The sequence below is a fragment of the Methylobacterium sp. GXS13 genome (assembly GCF_001455965.1).
Lineage (GTDB): Bacteria > Pseudomonadota > Alphaproteobacteria > Rhizobiales > Beijerinckiaceae > Methylobacterium.
Genome location: NZ_LKKO01000001.1, coordinates 215,141 through 233,824, shown reverse-complemented (window position 1 = coordinate 233,824; position 18,684 = coordinate 215,141). Strand labels below are relative to the sequence as shown.

Annotated in this window: 13 protein-coding genes; 3 read left to right on the top strand and 10 right to left on the bottom strand. The window is 70.9% G+C overall.

What is annotated here, in order from left to right:
- Positions 1-2: 2 nt before the first annotated feature.
- Both AO398_RS01215 and AO398_RS01210 read right to left on the bottom strand, forming a co-directional pair.
- The gene (locus AO398_RS01215; protein WP_058190567.1) at positions 3-1,007 is read right to left on the bottom strand and encodes an alpha/beta hydrolase; all 1,005 of its coding nucleotides are present in this window, start codon (positions 1,005-1,007) and stop codon (positions 3-5) included.
- 130 nt (positions 1,008-1,137) lie between these two features.
- The gene (locus AO398_RS01210) at positions 1,138-2,496 is read right to left on the bottom strand and encodes an RsmB/NOP family class I SAM-dependent RNA methyltransferase (protein ID WP_244498647.1); all 1,359 of its coding nucleotides are present in this window, start codon (positions 2,494-2,496) and stop codon (positions 1,138-1,140) included.
- A 157-nt stretch (positions 2,497-2,653) separates the two neighbouring features.
- Between AO398_RS01210 and AO398_RS01205 the strand changes: the two genes are divergently transcribed.
- Positions 2,654-2,839: a hypothetical protein gene (locus AO398_RS01205; protein ID WP_058190176.1), complete on the top strand. Its 186-nt coding sequence runs from the start codon at positions 2,654-2,656 to the stop codon at positions 2,837-2,839.
- Positions 2,840-2,905: 66 nt separating this feature from the next.
- Here AO398_RS01205 and panE read toward each other — a convergent pair whose 3' ends face one another.
- The 3 genes from panE to AO398_RS01190 all read right to left on the bottom strand — a co-directional run bounded on the left by panE (position 2,906) and on the right by AO398_RS01190 (position 6,765).
- Complete coding sequence (gene panE, locus AO398_RS01200; RefSeq protein WP_058190175.1) at positions 2,906-3,850, bottom strand: 2-dehydropantoate 2-reductase; 945 nt, start codon at positions 3,848-3,850, stop codon at positions 2,906-2,908.
- A 368-nt stretch (positions 3,851-4,218) separates the two neighbouring features.
- Positions 4,219-5,712, bottom strand: coding sequence for an IMP dehydrogenase (guaB, locus tag AO398_RS01195; RefSeq protein WP_058190174.1), 1,494 nt, complete (start codon positions 5,710-5,712; stop codon positions 4,219-4,221).
- Positions 5,713-5,874: 162 nt separating this feature from the next.
- Positions 5,875-6,765 (bottom strand): DUF3313 domain-containing protein, encoded by an 891-nt coding sequence (locus AO398_RS01190; protein WP_058190565.1) that lies wholly within the window; start codon positions 6,763-6,765, stop codon positions 5,875-5,877.
- Positions 6,766-6,971: 206 nt separating this feature from the next.
- Between AO398_RS01190 and AO398_RS01185 the strand changes: the two genes are divergently transcribed.
- Positions 6,972-8,420: an MFS transporter gene (locus AO398_RS01185; protein ID WP_058190173.1), complete on the top strand. Its 1,449-nt coding sequence runs from the start codon at positions 6,972-6,974 to the stop codon at positions 8,418-8,420.
- 5 nt (positions 8,421-8,425) lie between these two features.
- On the opposite strand, the gene AO398_RS01180 is transcribed toward AO398_RS01185, so the two are convergent.
- From AO398_RS01180 to AO398_RS01165, 4 genes are all read right to left on the bottom strand, one after another.
- Positions 8,426-8,956, bottom strand: coding sequence for a DoxX family protein (locus tag AO398_RS01180; RefSeq protein ID WP_058190172.1), 531 nt, complete (start codon positions 8,954-8,956; stop codon positions 8,426-8,428).
- Positions 8,957-9,084: 128 nt separating this feature from the next.
- Complete coding sequence (locus tag AO398_RS01175; protein WP_058190564.1) at positions 9,085-10,251, bottom strand: multidrug effflux MFS transporter; 1,167 nt, start codon at positions 10,249-10,251, stop codon at positions 9,085-9,087.
- Between the two features lie 191 nt (positions 10,252-10,442).
- Positions 10,443-11,738, bottom strand: a complete 1,296-nt coding sequence (locus AO398_RS01170) for an MFS transporter (RefSeq protein ID WP_058190171.1) — start codon at positions 11,736-11,738, stop codon at positions 10,443-10,445.
- Positions 11,739-11,766: 28 nt separating this feature from the next.
- Positions 11,767-12,183 carry a MarR family winged helix-turn-helix transcriptional regulator gene (locus AO398_RS01165; protein ID WP_058190170.1) on the bottom strand — a complete coding sequence of 139 codons (417 nt, stop codon included), beginning with the start codon at positions 12,181-12,183 and terminating at the stop codon, positions 11,767-11,769.
- A 158-nt stretch (positions 12,184-12,341) separates the two neighbouring features.
- On the opposite strand from AO398_RS01165, the gene AO398_RS01160 reads away from it, so the two are divergent.
- The gene (locus tag AO398_RS01160) at positions 12,342-17,186 is read left to right on the top strand and encodes an NAD-glutamate dehydrogenase (protein ID WP_058190169.1); all 4,845 of its coding nucleotides are present in this window, start codon (positions 12,342-12,344) and stop codon (positions 17,184-17,186) included.
- 287 nt (positions 17,187-17,473) lie between these two features.
- On the opposite strand, the gene AO398_RS01155 is transcribed toward AO398_RS01160, so the two are convergent.
- Positions 17,474-18,649, bottom strand: coding sequence for an MFS transporter (locus AO398_RS01155; protein WP_058190168.1), 1,176 nt, complete (start codon positions 18,647-18,649; stop codon positions 17,474-17,476).
- Between the last annotated feature and the right edge of the window lie 35 nt (positions 18,650-18,684).

Sequence of the window (18,684 nt, the reverse complement as noted above, 5' to 3'; positions counted from 1 at the left end):
GGTCATCGGTTGAGGAAGCCGTGCAGCCGGATCCAGGCCAGGAACAGGCCGGGCCAGGCGGCGGCCGGCGTGCCGGGGGCGCCGAGCCCGAAGCCGTGGCCGCCCTGCTCGAACAGGTGCAGCTCGGCCGGAACCCGCGCCTTGCGGAGCGCCGAGAACATCAGCAGCGGATGGTCGGCCACCGCCACCGGATCGTCGATCGCTTGGACCAGGAAGGTCGGGGGCGTCTCCGGCCCGACCTGGAGGTCCACCGAGTAGGTCTTCATCTCGAGCGGCGTGACCTCGTCGCCGACGAGGATCCGGCGCGTCGCGGTGCGATCGAACGGCTTGCGCATGGTGATGACCGGGTAGATCAGCCCGGCGAGCGTCGGACGGACCGGCTGCGCGTCGGCCTCGTCCACCGGGGCGTAGAGGTCGCTCGCGGTGCCCACCGCGGTCTCGATCATCAGGTGGCCGCCAGCGGAGAAGCCGAGCACGCCGACCCGGGCCGGGTCGATGCCGTATTCCTGGCCTCGCGCCCGCACGAGCCGCAGCGCCCGCTGCGCGTCCTGCCTTGGCGCGTCGGGCCCCGCGCCCCAGCCCTCCGCGGGCAGGCGGTAGACCAGCAGGAAGACCGTGATCCCAGCCGCGTTCAGGACGCGTCCGACCGGCACGCCCTCGTTGCCCAACGCGATGAACTGGTAGCCGCCCCCGGCCGCCACGATGATCGCCGCGCCGTTGGGATTGGCCGGCCGCATCGCCAGCAGGCAGGGCTTGGCCACCCGGGTGACGTCCCCGGACCGGCCCTCGACGTACCGGTAGCCGTCGGGATCCGGACCGCTGCCGCCCCCCGGCGGATCCCCGGGCCACAGATCGATCACCTGGAGATCGGCGCCGGGCAGCGAACGCGGCAGGGCGCGGATCGCCTCGTGCGGCGCCGGCTCCGGCGGTCTCTCCTGGGACTTGGCCGCCCGCAGGCCAAGGGCGGTGGTCAGGCCGGCGAGCAGCAGGCGGCGGTCGAGATGCATGAACCGGTCCCGGGCGAGGCTCAGGACCGGGGCCGGACGACGCGGCGGACGGATACGGTCATGGCGATCTCCTGGGACATCCATGGCCCAACGTCGGAGGAGGCGGTGCCGGTTCCGGAACCGCGCGTCCTCAGTCGCGCCGGGTGATCACGGATACGTAGAAGCCGTCGGTCCCGGTCCGCAGCGGCGTCATCTGCAGGCCGTGTTCGGTGTGGCGGACGGACGCCGCCAGGCTCGGCGGTCCCGCGGCCAGGACGGTCTCGGCCGGCACCGCGTCGAAGCGCCCGCGCCAGCGCGACAGCAACCCGGCCACGGCCGCATCGTTCTCCGCGGGCAGGAGCGAGCAGGTGATGTAGATGATCCGCCCGCCGGGCCGGACCAGCTTGGCCGCCCGGTCGAGGACCTGCGACTGCTCGGCGATGCGCAAAGCCAGGCTGCCGGGGCGGAGCCGCCACTTGGCGTCCGGGTTGCGCCGCCACGTGCCCGAGCCGGTGCAGGGCGCGTCGACCAGAACCCGATCGACATGGCCATCGAGATCCTCCAGCACGTCGACGCGGGCCTTGCCGCTGCGCGGGGTCCGCACCGCGACCTCGGCCCCGGATCGGCGCAGGCGCTCGTGGATCGGCGCGAGCCGGCGCGGATCGCCGTCCGTGGCGATCAGGCGGGCGCCGTTCCGCGTCTGGGACGCCAGCGCCAGGGTCTTGCCGCCACCACCTGCGCAAAGATCGACGATGGTCTCGCCGGCCTGGGGATCCGCCAGGAGGGCCGCGAGCTGCGAGCCTTCGTCCTGGATCTCGTACCAGCCGTCTAGGAACTCGGCCTCGACATGGAGCGCCGGGCCGCGGCCGTCGGCCCCGATCGGGACCCGGACGCCGAGCGGCGCGTGCGGGGTCGGGGCGGCATCGAAAGCGCTGAGCGCCGGCATGAGGTCATCACGGCTGCCGCGCAGGGCGTTGACCCGGATATCGAGGGGCGCGCGCCGGGCCAGCGCCTTCAGCTCGGGAATCAGGTCGTCGCCGAGAGCGGCTGCCAGTTCGGGCAGCACAAAGGCCGGGGCATCGCCCGCCACCTCGGGCGGTGCGTCGTCCAGCGTGCCGGACTCGAGGCGCGCGCGCTCGTCATCGCTCACCGGCTCCGGGGCGAAGCGCTCGCCCGAAAACAGGGCCGCCACCGAGGCGGCGGCGAGCCCCTGCTGCAGCCGCAGGGAGCCGATCAGCACGGCGCGCGGCGTCTCCAAGCCCATGATCCAGGCGGCCGACGCCCGCCGGCGCAGGGCATCGTAGACCAGGCTGGCGATCCCGGCCCGGTCGCCGGAGCCGGCGAAGCGGTGGGCGAGGCCCCAATCCTTGAGCGCGTCGGCGGCCGGGCGGCGGCGCTCCGTGATATCGGTCAGGACTTCGATGGCGGCGGAGCAGCGGGCGGCGGGGGTCAGGGTCCGGATCCTTTTGAATGGGTCGAGGCCAACGCGAAACGGCCACGCTTGGCCCACGATGCCGCCACGGTACGGCCGAGCTTCCAGCACGATCGCGGTCCAGACCGGATCGTGGGCGGTCCCGCGGCGCGGGGCTGGCCCGTGTCGTATGGCATCCTCCCGTCGCGGGCCAGAGCGTTCCGCCGCGGGGGCATGGCCGGGAGTGCCTCAGATCATGTCTTCTGTCGTCCGCGTGACTCTTGCCGGCACCGTTGCCGGGCTCGTCGCCGCCACACTCGCCGCCTGCGCCAGCGCGCCGGCAGCCGCCCCCGATTTCACCCCGCCGCCGCGGCGGCCGCTGGATGCCAAGACGCAGCTCGAATACGGCAGCCCACCCCCGCCGCCACCGGGCCGCTACTGAGACTTGGTCGGAGACTTGCGCTCATCCCACCTGCCCCCTCATTCCGCGGTGATGGGTGGGATCGCATCAGGCCGCTTCCCGCGCCCGCCGGGCCTCGTAGGCCTTCAACCCGGCATAGACCTGCGCGAGCACCGGGAATGCCGCCTCCGGGGCCAAGCGGCCGCCACGGGCGATCAAATCGCCGATGACGTGGTCTGCCTCGATCTGGCCGCCATTTTCGATGTCGCGGAGCATCGAGGCGGTGAAGGTCGAGCCCGTCGCCGTCAGCTGCGCCCGCGCCCGCTCGGCAACCACGCCGCGCGGCGCAAACCCGCTCGCCGCGGCCACGGCGGTGCATTCGGTGTGAAGGGCCGCGATGAACGCCGCGCCGCGGGGCGCCGCCACGATATCGCCGACTGCCGCCCGCATCAGGGTCGTGGCGCCCGCGAGAGTCGCGAGGAACACCCACTTCTCCCACATCTCCTGCAGGATCACCTCGCTCAGCCGCGCCTGGAACTTCAGGCCCCGCATCAGTGCGTCGACCGCCTCGATCCGGGCGGAGCGCGAGCCGTCCCGCTCCCCGTAGGTGATGCTGCACAGCTCGCTCATGTGCCGGATCGCCCCGTCCGGCGCGAGGGTTGCCGCGATCGCGCAGGAACCGCCCAGCACCCGTTCCGCGCCGAACTTGGCATCGAGGGCGTCGAGATGGGCTAGGCCGTTCAGCACAGGCAGGATCGCGGTCTGCGGCCCCACCGCGGGCGTCAGGTCGATCAGTGCGCTGTCGAGGTCGTAGGCCTTGCACGACAGCAGGACGAGATCGAACGCCCCGGCCTCGGCCAGCCTGTCGGCCGTCACGGTGGACGGGGCGGCCAGATGCAGGTCGCCCAGCGGCGAGTGCAGCACGAGCCCGTTCGCCGCCAGCTTCCCCGCCCGGGCCGGCCGGACCAGGAAGGTGACGTCGGCTCCCGATTCCGCGAGCCGCGCCCCGTAATAGCCGCCGGTCGCCCCGGCTCCGACGATCAGCGTACGCATTGGGAAACTCCGGGTCGGACTTGTCGGCCGTATCGGGTCAGATGGGCTCGACCATCGAAGGTCGCCGGCAGCATCGAGTCAAGGTGGCGACGCTTCGCGAAGGGCCAGCTGATCGCTAGTTCGGTCTCCCGTGCGGGCTCGGATGTTTACACCCTGGCCCGTGCAAGGCTCGATGCGCTCTCCTCCCCCTCGTGGAAAAAAGTTGGAGGTGGGGGTGGTGCAGGAGGCACCGCCCAGCCACCCCCACCCCTGCCCCTCCCCACAAGGGGGAAGGGAAAACGCGTGGTGCTTTCAGCGTTTACGACCGAACGAACGGCATGAATCCGCGACCCGCGAGAGCGCGCGTGGCGCCTGCGAAAAACCCAGCCTCAGGTCCGCGACGGGTAGTTCGGGCTCTCGCGCGTGATCGTCACGTCGTGCACGTGGCTCTCGCGCAGGCCGGCATTGGTGATGCGGATGAACTGCGCCCGCTCCTGGAAATCCGGGATGGTCGCGCCGCCGACATAGCCCATGGCCGCGCGCAGGCCGCCGGCGAGCTGGTGCAGGACGTTGCCCACCGGGCCCTTGTAGGGGACCTGGCCCTCGATGCCCTCGGGCACGAGCTTGTGGGTGTCGTTGACCTCGGCCTGGAAGTACCGGTCGGCCGACCCGCGGGCCATGGCACCCACCGAGCCCATGCCCCGGTACGACTTGTACGAGCGGCCTTGATACAAAAAGACCTCGCCGGGGGCCTCGTCGGTGCCGGCGAGCAGCGAGCCGAGCATCGCCACCGAAGCGCCGGCCGCGATCGCCTTGGCGAGGTCGCCGGAATACTTGATGCCGCCATCGGCGATGACCGGGATGTCGGCCTCGCCGGCCGCCTCCACGGCCTCCATCAGGGCGGTGAGCTGGGGCACGCCGACGCCCGCCACGATCCGGGTGGTGCAGATCGAGCCCGGGCCGATGCCGACCTTGATGGCGTCGGCGCCGGCATCGATCAACGCCTTCGTGCCCTCCCGGGTCGCGACGTTGCCGGCGATCACCTGCACGGCGTTGGAGAGCTGCTTCACCCGGGCGACCGCGTCGAGCACCTTGATCGAGTGGCCGTGGGCGGTATCGACCACGATCACGTCGCAGCCTGCATCGATCAAACGCTCGGCCCGCTCGAAGCCGCTGTCGCCGGTGGTGGTGGCAGCGGCCACCCGCAGGCGACCCTGCTCGTCCTTCACGGCGAATGGATAGGTGACGCGCTTCTCGATGTCCTTGACGGTGATCAGGCCGATGCAGCGGTAATGGTCGTCGACCACCAGCAGCTTCTCGATCCGGAACTGGTGCAGCAGGCGCTTGGCCTCGTCCTGGGTCACGCCCTCGCGGACCGTGATCAGCCGGTCCCGCGTCATCAGCTCGGCCACGGGCTGGGCGGAGTTGGTCGCAAAGCGCACGTCGCGGTTGGTCAGGATGCCGACCAGCTTGCCCCGGGAGCCGTTGGGCCCGCGCTCCACCACCGGGATCCCGGAGATGCGGTTGCGCTTCATCACCTCGAAGGCGTCGGCGAGGGTCTCGTCCGGGTGGATGGTGATGGGGTTCATCACCATTCCGGACTCGTACTTCTTGACGAGCCGGACCTGCTCGGCCTGCTCGGCCGGCTCTAGGTTGCGGTGGATCACGCCCATGCCGCCATTGGCCGCCATGGCGATGGCCATCGGCGCCTCGGTGACGGTGTCCATCGCGGAGGCGAGGATCGGGAGGTTCAGCGGGATCGTCCGGGTGAGCCGCGTCGCGACGTTGACCTCGGTCGGCATCACCGAGGAGGCGGCGGGCCGCAGGAGCACGTCGTCGAAGGTCAGGCCCTCGATGATCGTTGCAGAATCGACTCGGGCCATGTGCCAACTTTCCTCGGACGGCCGCGCTCGCGGGGGCTGCGCAGCGGGATCGGGTTGGCAAGGGCCAGTATCATGGGGTCCGCGGCTGCGCCAATGCACCGTCGCCGCGTCGCAGCGGGAAATCGCGCATGGCTCCCCCGCTTTTTTGCAACGCCGACCGGGTCAGCGCGCCGCCGGAGCGGTGGGACCCTTGTCGGTATATTCCGGCGGCAGGCCGATATAGTCGCCCAGGATGCCGTCGATACCCGGCGCGCGGCCGTAGGCCTCGCAATCGGGATCGAGGGGCGCTTCGCCGAGCGTGGTGACGCGGATGCGGTCCCAGGTCGGCAGGGTGTTGGGGGCGTTGAACGGGTCGTCACCCGTCGCCAGCATGAAGCCGAAATCCTGGCCGAACTCCCCGGCGAGATCGTAGGCGTCGCTGGCGCGGGAGAAGCGCGGCTGGCTGGTGAACGAGTTCGCCGCCCCGCCCCAGACCATCGCGGCGCGCTGCTCGCGCCGACGGTCCAGCGCCTCGGCCTCGACCGTGAGGCTGCCGAGCCCGATCGGGATCCGCGGGATCGGGATGCGGCCGATGCCCTCGACGGCGCTCAGCCCGACCTGCGAGGCGACCGTGACGCCGGCCGAGCCCGCGATGGTGGCGCCGGCGCCGAGAAGGTCGGTGGGCTCGACCCGGGTGACCTGCGCCCGGACGGTGAGATCCGCGTCGCGGCCGGTCACCACGTCGTAGCGCAGCGACAGGTCGTAGCAGAGCGCCCGATCGGCGGCGTTGGCGATCAGGCGGCGCTCCGCCTGGGTCAGCGGCGCGGCGCCCGCGACGTCGGCGTGGAATGCCGTCGGGATGATCCGCACGGTGCGGGCCTTCGCGAGCGCCGGCCGGTCCACGTACAGCCGCGACGCCGACGCGACCGCCGTGCTCGCCTGCAGGCGGTCGTAGCGCGTCAGCGAACCGCGGTCGTTCAGCAGCACCGTGCCGCAGGCTGCCACCGTCGACATGAGCGCGACGGCGGCGGCGATCCGCGACAGGGAACGGCGCTTGCTCGGAGAGGGCTGCATCAAGGGTCTCGCGGCCGGCACCGTGCCGGGATCGACGGCCGGAAGACCGCTCGCGTCAAACGTAGCCATTGGACCACCCGCGCAAAAGGTGGTGTTCGGTCACGATGCAACCCCTGTTGCGTTGCGGATACAGGCGCGAAACACGACCGTGCGAGATCGCCGCCCCGCCGTGCAACCGTCCCGGCGCGCTACGCGTCTGCTGTCCGATGCCCTCGCCAAACGCAAAACCGCTCTGGATCGTCCCCCTGACGGTGGCCACGGCCCTGTTCATGGAGAACACCGATTCCACGGTGATCGCCACGGCGCTGCCCAGTATCGCCACGAGCCTCGGCGAGGATCCGATCGCTCTGAAGCTGGCCCTGACCTCGTATCTGGTCAGCCTGGCGATCTTCATTCCGGTGAGCGGCTGGATGGCCGACCGCTACGGCTCGCGCACGGTGTTCCGGGCCGCGCTCGTGGTCTTCATGCTCGGGTCCATGGCCTGCGCGGCCGCCAACGGTTTGGCGTGGTTCGTCGCGGCGCGCTTCCTCCAAGGCATGGGTGGGGCGATGATGGTGCCGGTGGGCCGCCTCGTGGTGCTGCGCAGCGTGCCGAAATCGCAGCTCGTGACGGCGCTCGCCTACCTGACCTTCCCGGCCCTGGTCGGCCCGGTACTCGGCCCGCCTCTGGGCGGACTGATCACCACATGGTTCGACTGGCGCTGGATCTTTTTCATCAACCTGCCGATCGGCTGCGCCGGGATCGTGCTGGCGAGCCTCTATTTCGAGGACATAAGCGAGCCGGAGCGGCCGCCGCTGGACGTGGCCGGCTTTTTCCTGCTCGGTACCGGCCTCGCCGCTTTGATGCTGGGGCTGGCCTCGATGGGCCGCCATCTCCTTCCGGCCTCGGTCTCCTGGGGATGCCTGGCGGCCGGCGCGATCCTGCTGCCGCTCTACGTCATGCATGCCAGGCGAGTCGCCCATCCGATCGTGCGGCTCGACCTGATGAACCGCCCGACGTTTCGCGTGGCGATCCTCGGCGGCAGCCTGTTCCGGGTCGGGACCGGGGCGATCCCGTTCCTGCTGCCGCTGATGCTGCAGGTCGGGTTCGGGCTCGACGCCCTGCATTCCGGGCTGATCACCTTCGCGGCTGCGGCCGGGGCGATGTTTGTGAAGGCCCTGGCGCCCAAGATCCTGCGCCGTCTGGGCTTCCGCACCGTGATGGTCTCGAACGCCGTGCTGGCCTCGGCCTTCCTGGCGGTGAACGGGCTCTATACGGCCGACACGCCGCATTGGATCATGATCGCGCTGCTGTTCATCGGCGGCTGCTCGCGCTCGGTGCAGTTCACCTGCGTGAACGCCATCGCGTATGCCGATCTCGAATCCCGGGAGATGAGCGCGGCCACGAGCTTCGCCAGCGTCTGCCAGCAGCTGTCGCTGAGCCTCGGCGTCACGCTGGGCGCCCTGGCGCTCGAGGGTACCGCCGGGTTCCACGGCCGGACTACGATCGAGGCCGGGGATTTCGGGCCGGCCTTCTTCGCCGTGGCTATCCTGTCGGCGCTCTCCGTCCTGGCCTTCCGCAAGCTGACGCCGGATGCCGGCGCCGAGATTTCCGGTCGCCGGATGGTCGCCGCGACGCCGTCCGCGACGCCCGACCTGAAGCCCCGGGCGAGCTGAGCCGGTCAGGCTGCGGCGCGGGCCGGGGCACGGCCGCCGGATTTCTTCCCGGTGCCGCCGCGCGCCGCCGGGCTTTTGGCGGGTGCCTTGGCGGGCGCGCGCTGCGGAGCCGGCCGTGCGCCCGCCTCGCCGGCGCGCCAGCCCTGCCAGCTCCAGGCGCCGGGCCCCGTCAGTGCGTAGATCAGGAACCCGCCCGCCAGACCGAGATCGGCCAGCATCAGCGTCCGCTCGGCGATGGCGGACGGCCCGACATATTGCCAGAACGCGTGCAGCATCACCGCCGTCACCGCCGCGAACACGGCCAGCGCCAGCCCGGTCAGCCGCGGCAGGACACCGAGGATCAGGGCCAGCGGGCCGAAGACCTGCACCACGACGGCGGCGGTGGCCACGGCGTTCGGGAACGGCATGCCGCTGCCGGCGAGGGTGAGCGCGAAGCCCGAGACGTTGAGCGCCCGGGCGATCCCGGTCGGCAGCAGCGCGGCCGCCAGGAGCAGGCGCGCGGCGAGAAGGGTTCCGTCCTGGGCGCGGGCGATCATATCGGGTCCGGTCGGCTGTGAGGGCTGACCGGAGCGTGGCGGATTCGTTTGAAGGCGAGGTTAAGTCCGCTGGTTCAAGGGCGCATCGTCTTCGTCCGAAAGCCGGCTTCCACCTTTCGGGACGATGCTCAGCCCGCGACGCCGCCCCGAAACAGCCGGCCGCGCTCGGTCCAGAGCACCACCAGCACCGCGAGCCCCCCGAGGGTCGCGTAGCCGATCCCGACCGGCAGGACGGTCCCGTCGAAGGCCTGGCCGATCACGTAACCGGAGAACGCCCCCAGGATCGTCGTATAGAAGCCCACGAACGACGAGGCCGTGCCCGCGATGGCGCCCAGCGGCTCCAAGGCCAAGGCGTTGAAGTTCGGCAGGGCGAAGCTCATGAGGAACTGGTTCGCCGCCAGGATCGTCAGGAACGCCGCCAGCGGCGGATGGCCGTGATAGGCGAGCCCGACGCCGACCTGGGCCAGGGCCACCAGCGTGAAGGCGATGATGCCGGCATGCGAGAGGGCCCGCATCCCCAGCCGCCGGACAATCCGGGCGTTGATCAGTGTCGCCGCCCCCATGGCGCCGGCCACCAGCCCGAAGGCCAGGGGGAACAGGGCCCCGAGATGGTAAGGCCCGGTGTCGAACACCTGCTGGGCCGACCCGACATAGCCCATGATGCAGCCGGTCAGGAGGCCGAGGGCCGTGGCGTAACCGATCGAGACCCGTGTCGTGACGGTGGTGCGCACCGCATCCAGGGTCGCCCGGAGCGAGAGCGGGCGACGGTATTCCGGGTGCAGCGTCTCCGGCATCCGCAGCGAGAACCAGGCGGTCAGCCAGAAGGCGAGTGCCAGCATCGAGACGAACACGTAGACCCAGGAGCCCAGCGCCAGCATCAGGCCGCCGATCGCCGGGGCGATCATCGGGACGATCAGGAAGACCATCATGGTGAGCGACATCACGCTCGCCATCTCGCGGCCGGCGAAGCGGTCGCGCACGATCGCCACCGAGAGCACGCGCCCGCCGGCGGCGCCGATGCCCTGGATGACCCGGGCCGCCAGCAGCCAACCGAAGCTCGGCGCCACCATGGCGAGGCCGCAGCCGACCACGTAGATCGCGAGGCTGGCGAGCAGCACCTTGCGGCGCCCGAACGTGTCCGAGATCGGCCCGTAGGCCAGTTGGGCGACGCCGAACCCGGCCATGAAGACGTAGACGAGGAGCTGCAGCCGGTTCGGGTCGGGCACGGCAAACCGCGCCTCGATCGCCGGGAAGGCCGGCAGCAGGTTGTCGATGGAGATGGCAGTGACCGCCATCATCAGCGCGATGATGGCGACGAACTCGGTGAAGCCCGGCCCCGACCGTTTCTGCGGGACGCTCACCGGCTGGACCGGCGGATTGGGCCGGATCGCGATGGTCACAATGGGCACTCATGCTGCGAGGGGTTGGCCCGATGGGGCGCCCCCTTCGCGGCACGCTTGTGACGGCTCCGCCCGCGCGGCGCAGTTCAGGCCGGCAGCGGGCGCAGGGCCGGCTCCCGCGGGCTGCGCCCGACGAAGCCCGCCATCAGGGCCGCAACCAGGCAGAGCAGGCCGGCCGACACGAAGGCGCCGAGATAGCTGCCGGTATCGGTGCGGACCATGCCGGCGAGCCAAGCCGCCGAGGCGGCGCCGATCTGGTGGGCGGCGGCGATCCAGCCGAACATCAGCGCGGCATTCTCCTCGCCGAAGGACTTTCCGGCGAGCTGGACGGTGGGCGGCACGGTGGCGATCCAGTCGAGCCCGTAGAACACCGCGAACAGGGACAGGCCGTAGAAGCTGAGGTCGAACGAGTAGGGCAGGAAGATCAGCGAGAGGCCGCGCAGACCGTAATACCAAGCGAGCAGCTTGCGCGAATCGAATCGGTCGGTGAGCCAGCCCGAGGCCGTGGTGCCGATCAGGTCGCAGATGCCCATGAGCGCGAGCAGGCCCGCAGCCGTCACCTCGGCGATGCCGTGGTCGATGCAGGCCGGGATCAGGTGGGTGCCGATCAGCCCGTTGGTCGAGGCGCCGCAGATGAAGAACGTGCCGGACAGGAGCCAGAAATCCTTCGACTTCAGACCGGTCCGCAGGCCGCGCAGGGCGCGGACCGCCGGGTTCTCGGTGAGGACCGGGTTCGGGGTCACGACGGTCTCGCCGTAGCGGGGCAGGCCGAGATCCGCCGGCCGGTCGCGCAGCAGGAGGGCCGCCACCGGGATCAGCAAAAGGGTCACGGCCGCGACCAGCAGAGAGACCGAGCGCCAGCCCTGCCCGACCGCCAGCGAGGCCAGAATCGGCAGGAAGATCAGCTGTCCCGTCGCGCTGCTCGCCGTGAGCATCCCGATCACGAGGCCCCGACGCTTGCCGAACCAGCGCCCGGCCACGGTGGCGCCGAGCACGTTGGCGACCATGCCGGAGCCGGACCCGACCACGATTCCCCAGAGCAGGACCATCTGCCAGGGCGCCGTCATCAGGCTGGTGGCGGCGGTGCCGAGAGCCAGGACGAAGAGCGAGCAGCAGACCGACCGGCGCAGGCCGAAGCGCTCGATGATCGCCACCGCGAACGGCCCGATCATCCCGTACAGGAAGATATTGAGAGCGATGCCGACCCCGATCGTGGCGGCGGTCCAGCCGAATTCCCGCTCCCAGGGCACGATCAGCACGCTCGGCGTGGCGCGCACCCCCGCCCCAATCAGCAGCACCAGGAAGGTCACCGCGGCGACGATCCAGGCATAGTGCAGGCGCGGCACGGGGGGCGCAGGGAGCGTCTCGACGGGGGCGGCCATGATCAAGCTCCGGGGGTGAGACGAGCAGTCAGGAAGCGGCGATGAGGGCGTCCGCCAGGGCGGCGACGGCCTTGGGATCGACCTGCGCATTGATCCGGGCCTGGGCCGCCTGCCAGTAGGGCGTCGCCGCCGCGACGGCCTCGCGGCCGATATCCGTCAGGGAAACGACGCGCTCACGCGCATCCTGGCCCGATTCGATCTTCACGAGGCCGCGCCGCTCCAGCGGATCGAGGTTGCGGGCCATCGTGGTCCGCTCGAGAACCGCCTCGACGGCCAGCCGGGTGAGCGGCGTCGGCCCGAGCCGCTCCAGCCGGCGCAGGATGGAGAATTGCGTCACCCGCAGCCCGGCCGGGCGCAGGGCCGCGTCATAGGACGCCGTCAGGGCGCGGGTGGCCCGGCGCAGGGCGACGCAGGTGCAGGGCTCGATGGGAGAATCGGTGCTCACGATGCGTGTATATGCACGTATTTTCGGCCCGACAAGCCGGGCCTGACGGTTCCATCGGTTCGACACGCGAGAACCCGGAAATGAGGCCGGCTGTCATCGACACGGCGGATGACCCTGCTAACCCTGCGCCTGCAGGCTTCCGGTTCGTGAGAGGCACGATGACACTCGAAACCGCCACGGCGTTGTCATCATCGGAACAGAAGTCGGCCCGGACTGGGCTCATCGAAGCCGCTGCCGAAATCGTCGCCGCGCAGGGCGGCCCCGGCGGCTTCGCCCGCGACCTGTTCGGGCGCGTAACCCCGGAAGATCTGGCCCCCTACCCGGCCGATGCCCTGGCCGACCTCGCGGTCAAGGCGCGGGCGCTCCTGTCCGAGCCGCGCAAGCCGGGCGATCCGGCCCGGGTGCGCCTAAGCGACGCCGCGCTGGTCCGGGACGGACGGCCGCGCGAGATCACGATCCTGGAGGTGGTGAACGACAACCGCCCGTTCCTCCTGGATTCGACCCTGGCCGAGCTGACCGAGCAGGGCCTGACGCCGGACCTCGTCGCCCACCCGATTCTCGGGGTCGAGCGCGTCGGCGCGGGGGCGCTGGTGCGGGTGGTTGGCGAGACCACCGCCGACGCCCATGGCAGCCTGGCGCGGGAGAGTTTCATCCATCTCCATCTCGGCCGGCTCGACGGCGAGGCTCGCGAGCGCCTGGTGGAAGCCCTGTCCCAGGTCTACCGCGACGTGGCCCTGGCGAGCGACGACCACGGGGCCATGCTGGCGCGCATCTCCGAACTGTCCGACAGCCTCGGCCGCGCGCCCTCCCCGCTGCCGGAGGCGGAGGTGGCCGAGGCGCGGGCCTTCCTCGACTGGCTGAAGGACGGTCAGTTCCTGGTCCTGGGGATCCGCCAGCACGGCATCGCGGCCGACGGGCACCCGCTGATCGACGGCTCCAGCCTCGGCGTGCTGCGCGATCCCGGCGCCACGCCCCTGCGCCGCGGCCGGACACCGGTCGACTACACGCCGGAGATTCTGGCCTTCCTGGAGGAGCCGCAGGCGCTGATCATCACCAAGGCGAGCGCCAAGTCCCGGGTCCACCGGGTGGCGTATCTAGACTATGTCGGCGTGAAGCTGTTCTCGGCCACCGGCAAGCTCTCGGGCGAGGTGCGGATCGTCGGCCTGTTCACGGCCTCGGCCTATACCGCCCCGACGCGCGAGGTGCCGGTCCTGCGCCGCAAGGTTGAAGCGGTGGCCGAGCGGGCGGGCCTGGACCCGACCAGCCATGCCGGCCGCAGCCTTCTGGCGGTGCTGGAGACCTACCCGCGGGACGAGCTGTTCCAGATCGATATCGAGCGGCTGTACCGCTTCACCCTGGCGATCGCGAACCTCGCCGACCGGCCGCGAATCCGCGTGCTCTCGCGGCCGGACCGGTTCGGGCGCTTCGTCTCGCTGCTCGTCTACGTCCCGAAGGACCGCTACGATTCCACCGTCCGGGCCCGGATCGGGGCCTATTTGGCAGAGGCCTATGGCGGCCGGCTGAGCGTCGCCGATCCCGCCTTCCCCGAGGGACCCCTCGCCCGCACTCACTACATCATCGGCCTGTCCGAGGAGGATGTGCCGGAGCGTGACCCGGCAGCCCTGGAGGCCGGGATCGCGGCCGCCGGCGGGACCTGGGGCGACGCCCTGCGGGCTGCCCTGGCCGACGCCCATGACGGCGACCGCGCCCGCCTGCTGGCCACCTGCTACGCCGAGGCGTTCTCGGCCGCCTACCGTGACAATTTCCCATCCGATGTCGCCGTGGCTGATGTCGCGATCCTCGAATCCTTGAGCGACACGCAACCGCGCGCCGTGCATATCGAGCGGCGAGCCGGCGATTCCGAGGCGCAGGTCCGCCTCAAGGTGTTCTCCCGCGGCACCGCGATCGCTCTCTCCGACCGGGTGCCGGGCCTGGAAAATCTGGGGTTTCGGGTCATCGACGAGCGGACCTACCGGATCAAGCCGGCCGGTCTCGACGAATCCGCCCGGGTCTGGCTGCACGACATGCGGATCGAGCGCGCCACCGGGGCGCCCATCGACCTCGCGACGCTGGAGCAGCCCCTCGAAGAGGCGATGCTGGCGCTCGGCGACGGCGCGGCGGAATCCGACGGCTACAACCGGCTCGTGCTGGAAGCCGGCCTTCCCTGGCGGGACGCGGCGCTGCTCCGGGCGCTCGGCCGCTACCTGCGCCAGCTGCGCATCCGCTACGGGCAGGATTACCTCGCCGGCACGCTGAGCCGCCATCCCGGCATCGCCCGGGCGATCGTCAGCCTGTTCCGGACCCGATTCGACCCGCGGAACGAGGGCGACCGGGCCGCCCAGGAAACGGAGACCCGCGCCCTGATCGAGGAGGCTTTGGGCGACGTCACCAGCCTGGACGACGATCGGATCCTGCGCCGGTTCGTCAACCTGGTCGAAGCGGCGGTGCGGACGAACTTCTTCCAGACAGCCGCGGATGGGAAACCGCGGGAAACGATCAGCTTCAAGTTCGCCTGCGCCAAGGTCACGGCGATGCCGCTGCCGCGGCCGTTCTTCGAGATCTTCGTCTATGCGCCCCGGGTCGAGGGCGTGCATCTGCGCTTCGGCTACGTTGCCCGCGGCGGCCTGCGCTGGTCGGACCGGCCGGAGGATTTCCGCACCGAGATCCTGGGCCTCGTGAAGGCCCAGCAGGTGAAGAACGCCGTCATCGTGCCGGTAGGCGCCAAAGGCGGCTTCTTTCCCAAGCGCCTGCCCCCGCCCTCGGACCGGGCGGCCTGGATGCAGGAAGGCACCGAGAGCTACCGGATCTTCATCCGGACGCTCTTGGAACTCACCGACAACATCGTCGACCAGGCGATCGTGCCGCCGCCGGATACGGTGCGGCACGATGCCGACGACGCCTATCTGGTGGTGGCGGCCGACAAGGGCACCGCCACCTTCTCGGACATCGCCAACGCCCTCTCCCTGGAGAAGGGCCACTGGCTCGGGGACGCGTTCGCGTCCGGCGGCAGCCAGGGCTACGACCATAAGGGCATGGGCATCACCGCCCGGGGCGCCTGGGAGGCGGTGCGCCGCCATTTCCGCGAGATCGACGTCGACGTGCAGAGGGACCCGATCACCGTGGTCGGCGTCGGCGACATGTCGGGCGACGTGTTCGGCAACGGCATGCTGCTCTCGGAGAGCATCCGGCTAGTCGCGGCCTTCGACCATCGCGACATCTTCCTCGACCCGAATCCCGACGCGGCGACGAGCTTTGCCGAGCGCCGGCGCCTGTTCGATCTGGGTCGCTCCTCCTGGGCGGATTACAACCGCTCCCTGATCTCCGAGGGCGGCGGCGTCTTCGCGCGCAGCCTCAAGACCGTTCCGCTGTCGGAGCCGGTCCGGGCGGCGCTGGGCTTCGACCGGGACGAGGCGACGCCCACCGAGCTGATGCAGGCGATCCTGAAGGCGCCGGCGGACCTGCTCTGGTTCGGCGGCATTGGCACCTATATCCGCGCCACCACCGAGACCGACGAGGATGCGGGCGACCGGGCCAACGACGCCGTGCGTATCACCGCGCCGGAGCTTCGGGCGAAGGCGATCGGCGAGGGCGCCAATCTCGGGCTGACGCAGCGCGGCCGCATCGAGGCGGCCCGCGCGGGCGTCCGGCTCAACACCGACGCGATCGACAATTCCGCCGGCGTGAACACCTCCGACGTCGAGGTGAACATCAAGATCGCCCTGATGGTCCCGGAGCGTGACGGGCGGCTCGATTACGATGCGCGCAACCAGCTGCTCGCCGCCATGACCGACGAGGTCGGGCGGCTGGTCCTGCGCAACAACGAATTGCAGACGCTCGCCCTGTCGCTCGCCCAGCGCGGCGGCCTGGGCGAGACCGGCTTCGCCATGCGGACGATGCAGGCGCTGGAGGCCGAAGGGCGCCTCGACCGGGCGGTGGAATACCTGCCCGACGATGCCGCGATCACCGAGCGGATCCGCCGCGGCGAGGGGCTGACCCGGCCGGAATATGCCGTGCTACTCGCCTACGCGAAGCTGTCGCTCTACGACGCGATCCTGGCGAGCCCGGTGCCGAACGACCCGTATTTCGACCGCGAATTGCAGCGCTACTTCCCGAAAGCCCTGCGCGAGCAGTTCCCGGACGCCGTGAAGGGCCACCGGCTGCGCCGCGAGATCATCTCCACGGCGCTCGCCAACATCATCGTCAACCGCGGCGGCCCGTCCCTGGTCACGCGCCTCGTCGACGGGACCGGGGCGGATGCCGCCACCATCGCCAAAGCCTACGCCATCACCCGCGACGCCTTCGGGCTGATGGAGCTCAACCTCGCCATCGACGGCCTGGGCGGCGGCCTCTCCGGGCAGGACCAGCTCGGCCTCTACGCCGAGGTGCAGGGCCTGCTGACCAACCGGATCGTCTGGTTCATCCGCAACCTCGACCTGACCGGCGGCCTCGCCCCGCTGGTGGCGCGCTACCGCGACGGTGTCGCGGCCGTGGAAGCGGCTTTGCCGAAAGTGCTCGACGCCGAGGCGCTTGCGGCGATCGCCGACCGGGCGGCGGAACTGGAAGGCCACGGCATGGCGCGGGAACAGGCCCGACGGCTCGCCTCCCTGAACGCCCTGATCTCCGCGCCCGATATCGTGCGGGTGGCCGAGGCCAGCGGCCGCCCGGTCGATGAGGTGGCGGCGACCCACTTCGCCCTGGAACATGCCTTCCGGCTGGACGAGCTCGCCGCTTCGGCCCGGACGGTGCCGGTGGCCGACACGTTCGACCGGGTCGCCCTGGAGCGGGCGGTCGCCGGCATCGCCGCCGCCCATCGCAAGCTCACGGCCGAGGTGGTGGCCGATCTCGGCGCCGGGCCGGAGGCCGTCGCGGCCTGGGCCAAGGCGCGGGGCGCGGCGCTCGTCCGCATCCGCGACGCCGTGGATGCGATCAGCGCTTCGGGCCTGACGGTCTCCAAGGCGACCGTGGCGGCGAGCCTGCTCGGCGATCTGGTGCGAGCGGATTGAGGACGGCCCTCTCCCTCCCACGAGTTCGCGGACTCACACATCGCGTTCGGCAGCAAGCGCTGGGAAGACCACGCGTTTCCCCTCCTCCTTGTGGGGAAGGGTCAGGGGTCGGGTGGTTCAGAAGGGATCGTTGAGCCTGTTCCGGCACCACCCCCGGCTCCAACTCCTCCCCACAAGGGGGAGGAGAGCGCTCCGCGGCCGGCATGGAGCGATGCGGGAGCATGCTGGCGCAAGCCCAAACCGGTACGAGTGCCCCGAAGCCGGCGGCCGACGCTTGGAACCAGTCGTTACGCGCCAGGCGCCGAGGCCGAGAAGACCCGGCGGCCGGTCCGGCTGACTGCGGTGACCGTGAGGCCGAGGCCCAGGATCGAGACGGCGGCGGCGATCAGCGGGAGCTTGTCGTAGCCCGCCCCCAGCGTCAGGGCCGCGCCACCGATCCAGGCGCCGGTGGCGTTGCCGAGGTTGAACGCGCCCTGGTTCAACGTGGAGGCGAGGTTCGGGGCGTCGCTCGCGGCCTCTACCACCCAGATCTGCAGCGGCGAGACCAGCGCGAAGGCGAGGCCCGACCATAAGACCAGCACGGCGACGGTCGGGATCGCATGATGGGCCACCCCGGCGAGGATCAGCAGCACCGCGACGATGCCGATGAAACCACCGATGATCGTCGCCATCAGGCCCCGGTCGGCGAAATGGCCGCCCGCGAGGTTGCCCACCGTCAGGCCGATCCCGGCCGCAAACAGCACGCCCGTGACGCCCTGCGGTGAGAAGCCGGTGACGCCGGTGAGAAACGGCGTGATGTAGGTGAACACCGTGAAGAAGCTCACCGACGACAGGGTCGAGATCAGCATCGGCCGCAGCACCGGCCAGCGGCCGAGCGCCCGGAATTCCTTCACGAGGCCGCCACGCGTGCCGGGCAGGCCCGAGGGCACGAAGGTCTGGATCGCGAGCCCGGCGGCGATTCCGATCGCGACCACCGCCCAGAAGGTCGAGCGCCATCCACTGACCTGCCCCAGGGCGGTGCCAAGTGGAACGCCGAGCACGTTGGCCAGGGTCAGGCCGGCGAACATCAGAGAGACGGCCTGCGTGCGCTTCTCGCGCGGCACCAGATCCCGCGCCACCACGGCGCCGATGCCGAAGAACGCGCCGTGCGCAAACGCGGTGACGATCCGGGCCGCCATCAGCAGGCCGTAGCTCGGCGCCAGCGCGCAGCCGATATTTCCGATCAGGAAGACCGCCATCAGGGCAAGCAAGGCGGTTTTCCGGGGCAGCCCGGCGGTGGCGATCGCCACGATCGGTGCGCCGATGACCACGCCCAGGGCGTAGCCCGACACGAGATAGCCCGCCTGCGGGATGGTGACGCCGAAGCTGTGGGCCACCTCAGGTAGCAGGCCCATGATGACGAATTCGGTGGTGCCGATGCCGAACGAGGCGACGGCAAGGGCGAGGATCGGCAGGGGCGGCACGGCGGCCTCCTTGAGACAGATACCTAACGCCGCTT